The organism is Pseudomonas sp. Pc102 (assembly GCF_018408275.1).
In the GTDB taxonomy this organism is placed as follows: Bacteria; Pseudomonadota; Gammaproteobacteria; order Pseudomonadales; family Pseudomonadaceae; genus Metapseudomonas; species Metapseudomonas tohonis.
In genome coordinates this window covers 5,798,681-5,811,726 of sequence record NZ_AP021905.1, presented here as the reverse complement: position 1 = coordinate 5,811,726, position 13,046 = coordinate 5,798,681, and the positions used below count along the sequence as shown (strand labels likewise).

Genomic DNA, 13,046 nt, shown 5'->3' with positions numbered 1-13,046 from the left:
GCCGTGATCTCACGCTTCTTCATCGACCGTCCGGTGTTCGCCGCAGTCATCTCCATCGTCATCATCCTCGGCGGCCTCGCGGCCATGCGCGCGCTCCCCATCGCCCAGTACCCGGAGATCCTGCCACCGCAGGTCTCGGTCACCGCCAGCTACCCGGGCGCCAGCTCCCAGGTGATCGCCGAAACCGTGGCGGCGCCGCTGGAGCAGGAGATCAACGGCGTGCAGGGCATGATCTACCAGCTGTCCAACTCCGACAGCAACGGTGCCATGAGCCTGACCGTGTACTTCCAGGTGGGCACCGACCCGGACCAGGCCACCATCGACGTCAACAACAAGGTCCAGGCCGCGCTGGCCAAGCTGCCCGAGGAAGTGCGCCGCCAGGGCGTGAAGGTGGAGAAGAAGTCCTCCGACATCCTCCAGGTGGTGACGCTGTTCTCCCCGGACAATTCCCGCGACCCGATCTACATCAGCAACTACGCGCTGATCAACGTGATCGACGAGCTCAAGCGCATCCCCGGCGTGGGCGATGCCAGCCAGTTCGGCTCCAAGGACTACTCCATGCGCATCTGGCTGCGGCCGGACAAGCTGGCGCAGTACGACCTGACCCCCACCGACGTGGTCAAGGCCATCCAGGAGCAGAACTCCCAGTTCGCCGCCGGCAGCTTCGGCAAGCAGCCGCTGAACCAGCCCCAGGACTTCACCTACACCGTCACCACCAAGGGCCGCTTTACCGAGCCGAAGGAGTTCGAGAGCGTGATCCTGCGCACCGACCCCACCGGCGCCAGCCTGCTGCTCAAGGACGTGGCACGGGTCGAGCTGGGTGCCCAGGATTACTCGCTGATGACCTCGCTGAACGGCCAGCAGAACGCCGCCTTCGGCATCTACCTGCAGCCCGGCGCCAACGCCCTGAACACCGCCGAGGCGGTCGAGGCCACCATGAAGCGCCTGGAGAAGCGCTTCCCCGACGGCATCGCCTACAAGATCCCCTACGACACCACCAAGTTCGTCAAGGTCTCCATCGAGGAGGTGATCCACACCTTCGTCGAGGCGCTGGTACTGGTGATGCTGGTGGTGTTCATCTTCCTGCAGAACTGGCGTGCCACGCTGATTCCGGTGCTGGCCATCCCGGTGTCGCTGATCGGCACCTTCGCCGGCATGTACATGCTTGGGTTCTCGATCAACCTGCTGACCCTGTTCGGCATGGTGCTGGCCATCGGCATCGTCGTGGATGACGCCATCGTGGTGCTGGAGAACGTCGAGCGGGTGATGCGCACCGAGAAGCTCAGCCCGCGCGACGCCTCGATCAAGGCCATGGAGGAGGTCACCGGGCCCATCGTCGCCATCGTCCTGGTGCTCTGCGCGGTGTTCATCCCGGTGGGCTTCCTCGGCGGCCTGGCGGGGCAGATGTACAAGCAGTTCGCGATCACCATCGCGGTGTCGGTGGTGATCTCAGGCATCGTCGCGCTGACCCTCTCGCCAGCGCTCTGCGCCCTGCTGCTCAAGCCCACCCATCACGAACCGGCGGCGCCGTTCCGCTGGTTCAACCGTTTCTTCGACCGCGCCACCGACGGCTATACCGCGGGCGTGCGTTTCTTCCTCAAACGCAGCGTCATCGGCGTGCTCCTGTTCGGCGGAATGATCGCGCTGATGGTGCTGCTGTTCGGCCGCGTGCCCGGTTCGCTGGTGCCGGATGAGGACCAGGGCTACGTGATCAACGCCTACTTCCTGCCGCCGGCCGCCTCCCTGACCCGCACCGAGGAAGTCACCAGCGCGGTGACCGAGCAGTTGATGAAGCACCCTGCGGTGCAGGACGTGGTCACCTTCGCCGGCTTCGACGTGCTCACCTTCGGCACCCGCAGCAACGCCGGCGTGTCCTTCGTGCCGCTGAAGGACTGGAAGGAGCGCACCACCGACGAGCTGGACGCGCGCAACCTGCCGCCCGCCTTCATGGCCATGGGCGCCGGGCAGAAGGACGGCGTGGTGATGACCTTCAACCCGCCGCCGATCACCGGCATGAGCACCACCGGCGGCTTCGAGGCGTACATCCAGGACCGCTCCGGCGGCAGCGTCGCGCAGCTGGAGGAGACGGTCACCAAGTTCATCGGCGCCATCTCCAAGCGCCCGGAGCTGGTGGGGGTCAATACCACCTTCAACGCCAACGTGCCGCAGTACTACGTCGACCTGGATCGCACCAAGGCCCGTGCGCTGGGGGTGGCGGTGAACGATGTGTTCACCGCCATGCAGTCCACCTTCGGCAGCTACTACGTCAACGACTTCACCCTCTACGGGCGCACCTGGCAGGTGAGCCTGCAGGCCGAGTCCGAGTTCCGCCGCAAGCCCGAGGACCTGAGCCAGGTGTACGTGCGCTCGGCCTCCGGCGACCTGGTGCCGCTGTCGTCCCTGGTGCGCGTGCAGCGCATCCTCGGGCCGGACTCCTACGCACGCTTCAACGTCTACCCGGCGGCCAAGATCCTTGGCGGACCGGCACCGGGCTACAGCTCCGGCCAGGCACTGGCGGCGATGCAGGAGGTGGCGGACGAGGTGCTGGGCGAGGACTACAGCATCGGCTGGATCGGCTCGGCCTACCAGGAGCTGGCGACCCAGGGCTCGGGCAGCAAGGCCTTCGTCTTCGGCCTGATCCTGGTGTTCCTCATCCTCGCCGCCCAGTACGAACGCTGGACCCTGCCCATCGCCGTGGTCACCGCGGTGCCCTTCGCGGTGTTCGGCGCCATCCTCGCGGTGTGGCTGCGCGGGCTGTCCAACGACGTGTACTTCCAGGTCGGGCTGGTGACGCTGATCGGCCTGGCGGCGAAGAACGCCATCCTCATCATCGAGTTCGCCGTGCTCTGCCGCGAAGAGGGCATGGGCATCTTCGAGTCGGCGCTGGAGGCGGCCAAGCTGCGCTTCCGACCCATCGTCATGACCTCGCTGGCCTTCATCCTCGGGTGCGTGCCGCTGGCCATCAGCAGCGGCGCGGGCTCGGCGAGCCGACATTCGATCGGTACCGGCGTGATTGGCGGTATGCTTGCCGCCACGTTGCTGGCAACCTTCCTCATCCCGATGTTCTACCTGCTGGTGGAATCCGCCGCCGACAGGCTGGGGCGCAAGAAGAAGGCACCGGCCGCCGAATGACGTCCGGCGCCATCCCCGCGCACGCGGGAGGCCACCGGACATCGAACCGCACGCCCGCTCCACGGTCTCTTTTGCAGTCAACGGCGCCGCCCTCGGGGCGGCGCCCTGTTTTCAGGTGAACCATGAATTTCCGCATCCTGCTGATCCTCGGGTCGCTCAGTGCCTTCGGCCCGATGGCCATCGACTTCTACCTGCCGAGCTTCCCGGCGCTGGCCCTGGCCTTCTCCACCGACGTCGAGCACGTGCAGCTGAGCCTGGCGTCCTACTTCATCGGCCTGGCCATCGGGCAACTGCTCTACGGCCCGATCGCCGACCGCTTCGGCCGGCGCCTGCCGCTGCTGGTGGGGGTGAGCCTGTTCACCCTGGCGTCGGTGGCCTGCGCGATGGCGCCGAGCCTGGAGTGGCTGATCGGCGCGCGCTTCGTCCAGGCCCTGGGCGGCTGCGCGGGCATGGTGGTCTCAAGGGCGGTGGTGCGCGATCTCTGCGACCCCATCGCCTCGGCCAAGGTGTTCTCGCAACTGATGCTGGTGATGGGCCTGGCGCCCATCCTCGCGCCCCTGGGCGGCGGGCTGCTGCTGGACCTGTTCGGCTGGCCGTCGATTTTCTTCGGGCTGACCCTGTTCAGCGCCCTGGTGCTCACCGGCGTCTACCTGTGGTTGCCGGAGACCCTCACCACGTGCGACGAGCGGCCGCCGCTGCGCGGTGCCCTGGGCCAGTACAAGCGGTTGCTGGGGGACGGGGTGTTCATCGGCTACGCCCTGACCGGCGGCCTGTCGATGGCCGGCATGTTCGCCTACATCGCCGGCTCGCCCTTCGTCTTCATCGAACTCTACGGCGTGCCGGCGGAGCACTACGGCTGGCTGTTCGGCGGCAACGCCCTGGGCTTCATCCTGGTGGCCCAGGTCAACGCCTGGCTGATGCGCTTCGGCGGGCCGGCCTACTGGATGCGTCGGGTGGTGTGGTTCTACCTGGGGTGCGCACTGGCGCTGCTGGCGGTGGCCCACGCGCATACCGAGGCGCTGTGGCCATTGCTGGTGCCGCTGTTCGGCTGCATCGCCAGCCTGGGCATCATCATCCCCAACGCCTCGGCCAGCGCGATGGCCGGCCAGGGCCGCCATGCCGGCAGTGCGTCGGCGTTGATGGGCAGCCTGCAGTTCAGCGTGGCGGCGGGCGCCGCCGCGCTGGTCGGGGTGTTGCACGATGGCTCGGCGATGCCGATGGCGATGGTGATCTGCCTGTGTGGCGCCGGAGCCGTGTGTGCGTCGCTGATCACCTGGCGGCTGACCCGTGGCCAGCCGTCGGTGCTCGGCTAGCCCGCGGCCCGTCGTGCAGGTTCCGGCAGGACGTGGGGCGCCTTGAGGCGCGCTTCCAGCGTGGCGACGAAGCGCCGGGCCTCGGCCTCGCTGCGGAAACTCACCGCGTGCTGGTCCATGCAGACCTGCCAGCTGTTGCCCTGGGTGGTGCGGAGCGGTCGGACTATGATTTTCATGGTGCCCTCTCCCTGAGAAAGTGAGCCCCCAGTGTAGACCCGGGTAGATGACAGAAAATGATCCGGGTCAAATTGCCGACTGGTGGCGTAAGACCGTTCGGCTGAGGGCGCCGGGCCCACGAAGTGCACCCTGCCAGCTCGGGTTTCGCCTCGATCTCTCTCCCTCGTGGGCTCGGCGTATTCGTAGGATGGGGCGGGCGGCGTTCCGCGAGCCCAGCGAAACCCATCGGTTCAGAGCCTCAGGCAAAACGCTATGCCATTCCCGGCCCCGCTTGGTGGAGGTAAAAAGCGACCTCCACCCTACGCGGTGGTCATGTCCGCGCAGGGGGTCGCTGTTGTGGGAATTCATTCGCGATGGGGCGCCCGGGAGGGCACCCCATCGATGGGCGAATCTCAGAACCCCTCGAGCACGATCTTGCCCTTGGCCTTGCCGCTCTCCAGCAGCGCATGGGCGCGCTTGAGGTTGGCGGCGTCGATGCGGCCGAAGTGTTCGCCGACGGTGGTCTTCAGCACGCCGGCGTCGATCAGCTCGCTGACGCGGTCCAGCAGCTTGTGCTGCTCGATCATGTCGCGGGTCTCGAACATCGAGCGGGTGTACATGAACTCCCAGTGCAGCGAGATGCTCTTGCGCTTGAGCTTGAGCACGTCGAGGCCGGCCGGGTCGTCGATCAGGGCGAGCTTGCCCTGGGGCGCAAGGGCTTCCACCAGTTGCTCCAGGTGCTGGTCGGTCTGGGTCAGGCTGGCGACGTGGGTGACGCTGTCGATGCCGATGCGCTTGAGTTCGGCCGCCAGCGGCTGGCTGTGATCGATGACGTGGTGGGCGCCCAGCTCGCGGACCCAGGCCTGGGTTTCCGGGCGCGAGGCGGTGCCGATCACGGTCAGGCCGGTGAGCTGGCGGGCCAGTTGCACGAGGATGGAGCCCACGCCGCCGGCCGCGCCGACCACCAGCAGGCTCTGGCCCTGGTCGGCGCGGCCCTCGGTGATGCCGAGGCGGTCGAACAGCAGTTCCCAGGCGGTGATGGCGGTCAGCGGCAGGGCGGCGGACTGGGCGAAGTCCAGGCCCTGCGGGCGCTTGCCGACGATGCGTTCGTCCACCAGGTGCAGCTCGGCGTTGCCACCCGGGCGGGTCAGGGCGCCGGCATAGAACACCTCGTCACCGGGCTGGAACAGGCTCACCTCGCTGCCCACCGCCTTGACCACGCCGGCGACGTCCCAGCCCAGCACCTTGGCCTGGCCGTTCTCCGGCTGCACGTTGCGACGGATCTTGGTATCCACCGGGTTCACCGAGATGGCGCGGACCTCCACCAGCAGGTCACGGGCCCCGGGAGTGGGCGCGGGCAGTTCGATGTCCTGCAGCGAGTCGGCGTGGTCGATGGGCAGGGACTGGTAATAGGCGATGGCTTTCATCGGGGGCTCCTGGGCTCAGGCGAGGCGATCGAGAAGGGTGAGGGTGACGCCCTTGAGGCGGCTGCCGTGGGCGTCGCCGAAGTGGCGGTAATGGGCGGTGGCCTTGTGCGCGTCGAGGGCGGCGGAGTCGCGCCAGGTTTCCAGCATGACGAAGCTCAGCGCGTCGGCGCGGTCGCGGTGCAGGTCGTACTGCAGGCAGCCGGGCTCGCTGCGGCTGGCGGTGACCAGCTCGCGCAGGGCGGCTTCCACCGCCTCGGCCTGGCCGGGTTGGGCGTCTATATGGGCGATCAGGTGCAGCGTGGTCATGGCGGCTTCTCCGGGGACGATGGCGCATAGGTTGGGCTATTTCGTAGCGCAGAAAAATCAGCTAGAAGACGACAGTCTTTCAATGGAATTTTGAAAATGCTGCGCCTCGACGACCTCACCGTCTTCGTCCGTACCGCTGATCGTGGCAGCCTCTCGGCCGCCGCCCGCGAGCTGGAGATCTCCCCGGCCGTGGCCAGCGCTGCGCTCAAACGCCTCGAGCAGCGTCTCGATGCGCGCTTGTTCGCCCGCTCCACGCGCAGCCTGCGACTGACCGCAGAGGGCGAGCAGTACCTGGTGCACGCCCGTGCCGCGTTGCAGAGCCTGGACGAGGGCCGCCGGCAGCTGGCCGGCGGCAAGAGCGATATCGGCGGCCTGCTGCAACTCTCGGCGCCCTCGGACTTCGGCCGCAACGTGTTGCTGCCCTGGCTGGACGAATTCCAGGCCGAGCACCCGCGCCTCGCCGTCCGCCTGTTCCTCAGCGACCAGGTGGCCGACCTGTTCCGCCAGCCGGTGGACATCGCCATCCGTTCCGGCGAGCCGGAGGACTCGAGCCTGGTGGCGCTGCCCCTGGCTCCGGGCAACCGTCGCGTGCTCTGCGGCGCACCTGGCTATTTCGCCCGGCACGGCCACCCGCGCACCCCGGAGGAACTGCACCGGCACAACTGCCTGCTCTATGTGCTGGGCGGCCGCGTGCACGACCAGTGGACATTCCACGAGGGCCGGCGCAGCCAGACCGTCACCGTGGCCGGCGACCGGGTCTGCGATGACGCCGACGTGGTGCGCCGCTGGGCGGTGGCCGGGCAGGGGCTGGTGTACAAGTCCTGGCTCGACGTGGCCGCCGATGTGCGGGCCGGGCGCCTTCAGCTGGCGCTGGAGGATCACCTGGGCGAGCCCACGCCGCTGAACCTGATCTGCCCCCATCGCGCCCAGTTGAGCAAGCCGGTGAACCTGCTGCGCGAGTTCCTTCGCCAGCGCTGTGGCGAGCTGTTGGTCGGCGCGCCCTGGGAGGGCGTGGCCCGGCTTCCGCGCTGAGCGTCACAGCCAGCTGTTGTGCGGGCCGCGCCATTCGCTATTGTTGCTAGGGCGAGCCCGCCTATCCGCCGTCCAGCCCTGGAGATGAGCCGTGATCCCCAGCCGTCCAGCCCCTTGCCCTTGTCGACGCGCATGGCCGTGAACGCCCTGCCGCCCGCCCCGGCGCGCCTCGGCCCGACCCTGGCGCTGGTCTTCTTCGGCTACCTGGTGCTCGCCCTGGGCGCCGTCTGGCTGGCGCGCCAGCCGGGCACCATCGCCACCCTCTGGTACGCCAACGCCTTCGGCATCACCTTCCTCTGGAACCAGCCACTGCGTCGCTGGCCGGCGCTGCTCGGCGTGATGCTGGTGGCCAACATGCTGGCCGGGCAGGTGATGGGCGACACCCTGGCGATGTCCGCCAGCTTCCTGCCGGCCAACATGCTGGAGATGGCGCTCGCCGCCTTCCTGCTGCGCCGCACCGGCGTGGCCCTGAACATGAGCCGCAGCCCGTCGGCCTTCCTCCGCTTCATCCTGCTCGGGGCCATGGTGCCGCCGCTGGTCAGCTCGACCCTGGGCGCGCTGATCGTGCAGAGCATCGGTTACGCCGGCTTCGGCCGGGTCTGGCTGTCCTGGTACGAGGGCGCGGTGCTGGGCACCCTGTCGATCCTGCCGCTGACGGTGCAGCTGCAGCAGCATGGCCTGCAGTCCCTGCGTTCGCCGAAGCGCCCCCACGAGCTGCTCTTCTACGTGCCGCTGGTGCTGCTGGTGACCCTGGTATCCCTGCGCCTGCTGCCGACGCCCTTCGTCTACCTGTCGCTGCCGCTGCTGCTGGCGGCGGTGCGCCTGCCCTTCGCCGGCACTGCGCTGCTGGTGACCCTGGCCTCCTTCAGCGGCGGCCTGATGGTCGCCATGGGAGGGTTGTCGCTGCAGCCGGTGACGCCCCTGTGGCAGGAGATCACCCTTTACCTGCCGCTGTTGTTGTCGTTGCTGCCCCCGCTGCTGCTGGCCGCTGCCGTGGAGCAGGGCCGGCGACGCCAGCGCGAGCTGGCCATCAGCGAGGCACGTTTTCGCGACGCCATGGAGCACTCGGCCATCGGCATGGCCCTGGTGGGGCTGGATGGCAGGCTGCAGCGGGTCAACCGCGCCCTGTGCGAGATGCTCGGGTACGGGCCGGCCGAGTTGGTCGCGCTGAGCTTCCAGGACATCACCCAGGCCGAGGACCTGTCCGATGACCTGGAGCTGGTGCAGGAAGCGCTCGCCGGCCGTCGCGACAGCTATCGGCTGGAGAAGCGCTACCTGCGCCGCGATGGCTCCGAGGTCTGGGCGCTGCTGGCGGTATCCCTGGTGCGCGATGCCGAAGGGCAGCCGCTGTACTTCATCGCCCAGATCGAGGACATCGACCGGCGCAAGCGTGCCGAGGCCGAGCTGGCCGAGCTCGCCCAGCGCTATTCCCTGGCCACCGGCGCCAGTGGCGTGGGCGTCTGGGAGTGGGACCTGGTCAGCGACGACATGATCTGGGACGACAGCCTGTTCCGCCTCTACGGCATGCGCCCGCTGGGGCGGCCGGTGAGCTACCAGGAGTGGTCGCGCTTCGTCCACCCGGGCGACGCCGAAGCCCTGCACCGCGAGCTGCAGCGGGTGCGCGAAGGCCTGGCGCGGCTGGACGTGGAGTTCCGCATCTCCCTGCCCAACGGCGAGACGCGTGCGCTGCGCGGGCACGGCAGCCTGGCCCTCGACGCCGAGGGCAAGCCGACGCGGATGATCGGCACCAACTGGGACGTGACCCAGCTGCGCGAACTCACCGAGCGGCTGAACGACGAGCGCGAGCGCCTGCAGGTGACCCTCAACTGCATCGGCGACGGGGTGATCACCACGGACCTGGATGGCCGCGTGCGCTTCCTCAACCCGGTGGCCGAGCGCCTCAGCGGCTGGAGCACGGCGGCGGCGCGCAACCAGGAGATCGAGCGGGTGCTGCCGCTGGAGAGCGAGGAGGGCCGGCCGGTGCCGAGCCCGGTGCGCCTGTGCCTGGAGCGCGGCACGGAGGAAAGCATCCCCGGGCTCTCGTCCCTGCGCCATGCCGCCGGCGGCCTGATCGCCCTGCGTGGCCAGGCGGCGCCGGTACGCAGCGCCGAGGGCGAGCTGCTCGGCAGCGTGCTGGTGTTCACCGATGTCAGCGAGGCACGGGCGATGCAGAAGCACCTGCGCTATGCCGCCAGCCACGACGCCCTGACCGGCCTGCTCAACCGCTCGGCCTTCGAGGACGCCCTGGCGGAAAGCTGCCGCGAGGTGACGCAGAACGCCGGGCACAGCGTGCTGTTCTTCATCGACCTGGACCTCTTCAAGCAGGTCAACGACAGCGCCGGCCATGCCGCCGGTGACGAACTGCTGCGGCGCATCTCGCGACTGATGCAGGAACAGGTGCGCAGCGGCGACCTGGTGGCGCGCCTGGGGGGCGACGAGTTCGCCATGATCCTGCGCAGCTGCCCCCTGGCCCAGGCGGAAATCCTCGCCGATCGGCTGATCGAGCAGGTGCGCGGCCTGCGCTTCGAATGGGAAGGCCGCACCTTCCAGGTCGGCGCCAGCATCGGCCTGGCGCCCTTGCACGCTGGCAACAGCGAGCCGGCCGAGCTGCTGCGCCAGGCCGACATCGCCTGCTACCGGGCCAAGCATGGCGGGCGCGGGCGCATGGCGGTGTATGTCGAGGCACTGGAGCACGGCTGAGAAAGCCGCCGACGAAACCCCCTTGCGGACGCTTTTTTTGACGCGCGGGTCAAGTTAGAATGCGCGCCGTCGTGGCCATGGGGCTGCGACATGGGTTCCCTCACCCCATCGGCAAAAAGGACGTGAACCACCATGCCCGCAGCTCTCCCCAAGGTCTGGCGCCCCGCGCTGACCGGCCTCATCGCATTCCACATCCTGATCATCATCGCCAGCAACTACCTGGTGCAGTTGCCCATGACCCTGTTCGGCTGGCAGACCACCTGGGGCGCATTCAGCTTCCCGTTCATCTTCCTGGCCACCGACCTGACCGTGCGCCTGCTCGGCAAGCAGGCGGCGCGCCAGGTGATCGCCCGGGTCATGCTCCCGGCACTGGCGGCTTCCTACGTCGTCTCGGTGCTGTTCCAGGACGCGGCGTTCCAGGGCTTCGCCGCCCTGGGCGAGTTCAACCTGTTCGTCGCACGCATCTCGCTCGCGAGTTTCCTCGCCTACGTGCTGGGGCAGGTCCTCGACATCCAGGTCTTCGATCGCCTGCGCAGGATGCGCCAGTGGTGGGTCGCCCCGGTGGTGTCCACCATCGCCGGCAACCTGCTGGACACCTTCACCTTCTTCTCCGTCGCCTTCTGGCACAGCGACAACCCCTTCATGGCCGAGCACTGGGTGGAGATCGCCACGGTGGACTACGGCGTGAAGCTCAGCGTCAGTCTGGTGCTGTTCGTGCCGCTCTACGGCGTGCTGCTCAACGGCATCCTCCGCGCCATCACGCCGCGCAGCGAACGCGCCGCCTGACCCAGCTTCAAGGCTCCGATGCCATCGGAGCCCCGTAGGATGGGTAGAGCGAAGCGAAACCCATCAATAGGCGGTACAGGCATGGCTTCCATGCCCACCCGCAAAAAGGGCCGCATCGCGGCCCTTTTCGTTCACTTCACCAGCCGGGCATCCAGGCTGTTCTGCGCCAGGCGCCGGGCCTGTTCCTCGCTCATGCCCAGGTGCTCGTGCAGGGCGAAGAAGTTCTCGGTGACGTAGCCGCCGAAGTAGGCCGGGTCGTCGGAGTTCACCGTCACCTTCACGCCGCGCTCGAGCATGTCGAGGATGTTGTGCTGGCTCATGTGGTCGAACACGCACAGCTTGGTGTTGGACAGCGGGCAGACGGTCAGCGGGATCTGCTCGTCGATGATGCGCTGCATCAGGCGCTCGTCCTCGATGGCGCGCACGCCGTGGTCGATGCGCTGGATCTTCAGCAGGTCCAGGGCCTCCCAGATGTATTCCGGCGGGCCTTCCTCGCCGGCGTGGGCGACGGTGAGGAAGCCTTCGGCGCGGGCGCGGTCGAACACGCGCTGGAACTTGCTCGGCGGGTGGCCCATCTCGGAGCTGTCCAGGCCCACGGCGACGAAGGCGTCGCGGAAGGGCAGCGCCTGGTCGAGGGTCTTCTGCGCCTCGTCCTCGGAGAGGTGGCGCAGGAAGCTGAGGATCAGCCCGGAGCTGATGCCGAGCTGCTTGCGACCGTCGTCCAGGGCGTGGCGGATGCCGTTCAGCACCACCTCGAAGGGGATGCCGCGATCGGTGTGGGTCTGCGGGTCGAAGAAGGGCTCGGTGTGGATGACGTTCTGCGCCTTGCAGCGTTGCAGGTAGGCCCAGGTCAGGTCGTAGAAGTCCTGCTCGGTGCGCAGCACGTCGGCGCCGGCGTAGTAGAGGTCGAGGAATTCCTGCAGGTTGCCGAAGTCGTAGGCGCGGCGCAGGGTCTCGACGTCGTGCCAGGGCAGGGCGACCTTGTTGCGTTCGGCCAGCGCGAACAGCAACTCGGGCTCGAGCGAACCTTCCAGGTGCAGGTGCAGTTCGGCTTTGGGCAAGGCATTGAGCCAGTCGTACATGGTGGTTTCTCGTTATCAGGCAAGGTCGCCTGCAAGTTTAACTTCCCGGACAGGATTTCGCCGAGCGAGCGCCTGTACGGCAGGGGCGCTCGTGTTCATCGGGCGTCGCTCAGGCCGTCTCCTCCCGCCGGTAGGCGTAGGTGTCGGCGAAGCGCGAGAGCAGGTACTCGGCGCTGCTGACCGGCGGGTATTTCGGCGGGTTGTCGGCGCTGGAGCAATTGGGCAGGCAGCTGATCTCGGTGTCCGGGTGCGGCTCGGCGAAGAAGGGCATGGAGTAGCGGTGCACGCCCAGGGGGCTGATGACCCGGTGCGGCGTGGACTTGTATCGGTCGTTGCTCCAGCGCGCCATCATGTCGCCGATGTTGACCACGAAGCTGCCGGCGATGGGTGGCGCGTCGATCCACTGGCCGCGCACGTCCTGCACCTGCAGGCCGCCGGCGTCGTCCTGGTACAGCAGGGTCACGCAGCCGTAGTCGGTGTGCGCACCGGCGCCCTGTTGCTCGGCGGAGCTGGCGGTGTGGCGCGGCGGATAGTGGATCATGCGGAACACGCTGATGGGTTCGGCGAAGCGCGCATCGAAGAAGTCGCGCTCGATGCCCAGGGCCAGGGCGATGGCCCGCAGCAGGGTCTGCGCCAGCGCCTGCATGTCGGCGTAGTGCTGTTCCATGAGCGCCGACCAGCCGGGCAGTTCGGGGTGGCGGTTGGGCCCGCGCAGGGGCTTGCCGGCCAGCACCTCGGGGTGGTCGGCGGCCATGTGGAAACCCATGTCGAAGGTTTCCTTCAGGTCGCTAGGCCTGCTCGGGTCGAGCTGTTCGGTGGCGATGGCGCCATAGCCGCGATGGTGCGCGGTGCGGGTGATGTCGATCCGCAGCTTCTCGGCGTCGGGCAGGGCGAAGAAGGTCTTGGCCGCGCGGGTCAACGCCTCGATGCGCTCGGGCGCGATGCCGTGCCCGGTGATGTAGAAGAAGCCCCAGTCGCGGCAGGCGGCGTCGATCTGCGCCGCGACCTGCTGCCAGGCCTGTTGGTCGTCGCCGTAGAGCGCGGCGATGTCGATGAGGGGAAGCTGGTTCATCGGGTGATCCTTGGAGCGCAGGGTTCAATACCCTCTCCCC

General features: G+C 68.2%; 10 protein-coding genes. 5 read left to right on the top strand and 5 right to left on the bottom strand.

Annotation, left to right across the window (positions count from 1 at the left end; genetic code table 11):
- Positions 1 to 3: 3 nt before the first annotated feature.
- Positions 4 to 3,132, top strand: a complete 3,129-nt coding sequence (locus tag PHLH3_RS26550; protein WP_280527442.1) for an efflux RND transporter permease subunit — start codon at positions 4 to 6, stop codon at positions 3,130 to 3,132.
- A 122-nt stretch (positions 3,133 to 3,254) separates the two neighbouring features.
- Positions 3,255 to 4,445, top strand: a complete 1,191-nt coding sequence (locus tag PHLH3_RS26545) for a multidrug effflux MFS transporter (RefSeq protein ID WP_213626398.1) — start codon at positions 3,255 to 3,257, stop codon at positions 4,443 to 4,445.
- On the opposite strand, the gene PHLH3_RS26540 is transcribed toward PHLH3_RS26545, so the two are convergent.
- The 3 genes from PHLH3_RS26540 to PHLH3_RS26530 all read right to left on the bottom strand — a co-directional run bounded on the left by PHLH3_RS26540 (position 4,442) and on the right by PHLH3_RS26530 (position 6,334).
- On the bottom strand, positions 4,442 to 4,621 hold the full coding sequence (locus PHLH3_RS26540; protein ID WP_213626397.1) for a hypothetical protein: 180 nt from the start codon (positions 4,619 to 4,621) through the stop codon (positions 4,442 to 4,444). The genes PHLH3_RS26545 and PHLH3_RS26540 overlap by 4 nt on opposite strands.
- 393 nt (positions 4,622 to 5,014) lie before the next feature.
- Entirely contained in the window at positions 5,015 to 6,028 is a 1,014-nt protein-coding gene (locus PHLH3_RS26535) for a zinc-binding alcohol dehydrogenase family protein (RefSeq protein ID WP_173171612.1), read from the bottom strand.
- A 15-nt stretch (positions 6,029 to 6,043) separates the two neighbouring features.
- Positions 6,044 to 6,334 carry a putative quinol monooxygenase gene (locus PHLH3_RS26530; RefSeq protein ID WP_213626396.1) on the bottom strand — a complete coding sequence of 97 codons (291 nt, stop codon included), beginning with the start codon at positions 6,332 to 6,334 and terminating at the stop codon, positions 6,044 to 6,046.
- Positions 6,335 to 6,430: 96 nt separating this feature from the next.
- Between PHLH3_RS26530 and PHLH3_RS26525 the strand changes: the two genes are divergently transcribed.
- The 3 genes from PHLH3_RS26525 (at position 6,431) to PHLH3_RS26515 (ending at position 10,852) form a co-directional block, all read left to right on the top strand.
- The gene (locus tag PHLH3_RS26525) at positions 6,431 to 7,366 is read left to right on the top strand and encodes a LysR family transcriptional regulator (protein ID WP_213626395.1); all 936 of its coding nucleotides are present in this window, start codon (positions 6,431 to 6,433) and stop codon (positions 7,364 to 7,366) included.
- An 84-nt stretch (positions 7,367 to 7,450) separates the two neighbouring features.
- On the top strand, positions 7,451 to 10,066 hold the full coding sequence (locus PHLH3_RS26520) for a PAS domain S-box protein (RefSeq protein WP_213626394.1): 2,616 nt from the start codon (positions 7,451 to 7,453) through the stop codon (positions 10,064 to 10,066).
- Between the two features lie 132 nt (positions 10,067 to 10,198).
- Complete coding sequence (locus tag PHLH3_RS26515) at positions 10,199 to 10,852, top strand: 7-cyano-7-deazaguanine/7-aminomethyl-7-deazaguanine transporter (protein ID WP_213626393.1); 654 nt, start codon at positions 10,199 to 10,201, stop codon at positions 10,850 to 10,852.
- A gap of 131 nt (positions 10,853 to 10,983) precedes the next feature.
- On the opposite strand, the gene PHLH3_RS26510 is transcribed toward PHLH3_RS26515, so the two are convergent.
- On the bottom strand, positions 10,984 to 11,934 hold the full coding sequence (locus PHLH3_RS26510; protein ID WP_213626392.1) for an adenosine deaminase: 951 nt from the start codon (positions 11,932 to 11,934) through the stop codon (positions 10,984 to 10,986).
- Between the two features lie 109 nt (positions 11,935 to 12,043).
- Positions 12,044 to 13,006 carry a 2-oxoglutarate and iron-dependent oxygenase domain-containing protein gene (locus PHLH3_RS26505; protein WP_213626391.1) on the bottom strand — a complete coding sequence of 321 codons (963 nt, stop codon included), beginning with the start codon at positions 13,004 to 13,006 and terminating at the stop codon, positions 12,044 to 12,046.
- Between the last annotated feature and the right edge of the window lie 40 nt (positions 13,007 to 13,046).

Bases quoted from the DNA above. Each gene is read 5' to 3' on its own strand.
- PHLH3_RS26525 (WP_213626395.1), top strand. From the start codon at position 6,431: ATGCTGCGCCTCGACGACCTCACCGTCTTCGTCCGTACCGCTGATCGT.
- PHLH3_RS26515 (WP_213626393.1), top strand. From the start codon at position 10,199: ATGCCCGCAGCTCTCCCCAAGGTCTGGCGCCCCGCGCTGACCGGCCTC.
- PHLH3_RS26505 (WP_213626391.1), bottom strand. From the start codon at position 13,006: ATGAACCAGCTTCCCCTCATCGACATCGCCGCGCTCTACGGCGACGAC.
- PHLH3_RS26540 (WP_213626397.1), bottom strand. From the start codon at position 4,621: ATGAAAATCATAGTCCGACCGCTCCGCACCACCCAGGGCAACAGCTGG.
- PHLH3_RS26545 (WP_213626398.1), top strand. From the start codon at position 3,255: ATGAATTTCCGCATCCTGCTGATCCTCGGGTCGCTCAGTGCCTTCGGC.
- PHLH3_RS26530 (WP_213626396.1), bottom strand. From the start codon at position 6,334: ATGACCACGCTGCACCTGATCGCCCATATAGACGCCCAACCCGGCCAG.
- PHLH3_RS26535 (WP_173171612.1), bottom strand. From the start codon at position 6,028: ATGAAAGCCATCGCCTATTACCAGTCCCTGCCCATCGACCACGCCGAC.
- PHLH3_RS26520 (WP_213626394.1), top strand. From the start codon at position 7,451: ATGAGCCGTGATCCCCAGCCGTCCAGCCCCTTGCCCTTGTCGACGCGC.
- PHLH3_RS26510 (WP_213626392.1), bottom strand. From the start codon at position 11,934: ATGTACGACTGGCTCAATGCCTTGCCCAAAGCCGAACTGCACCTGCAC.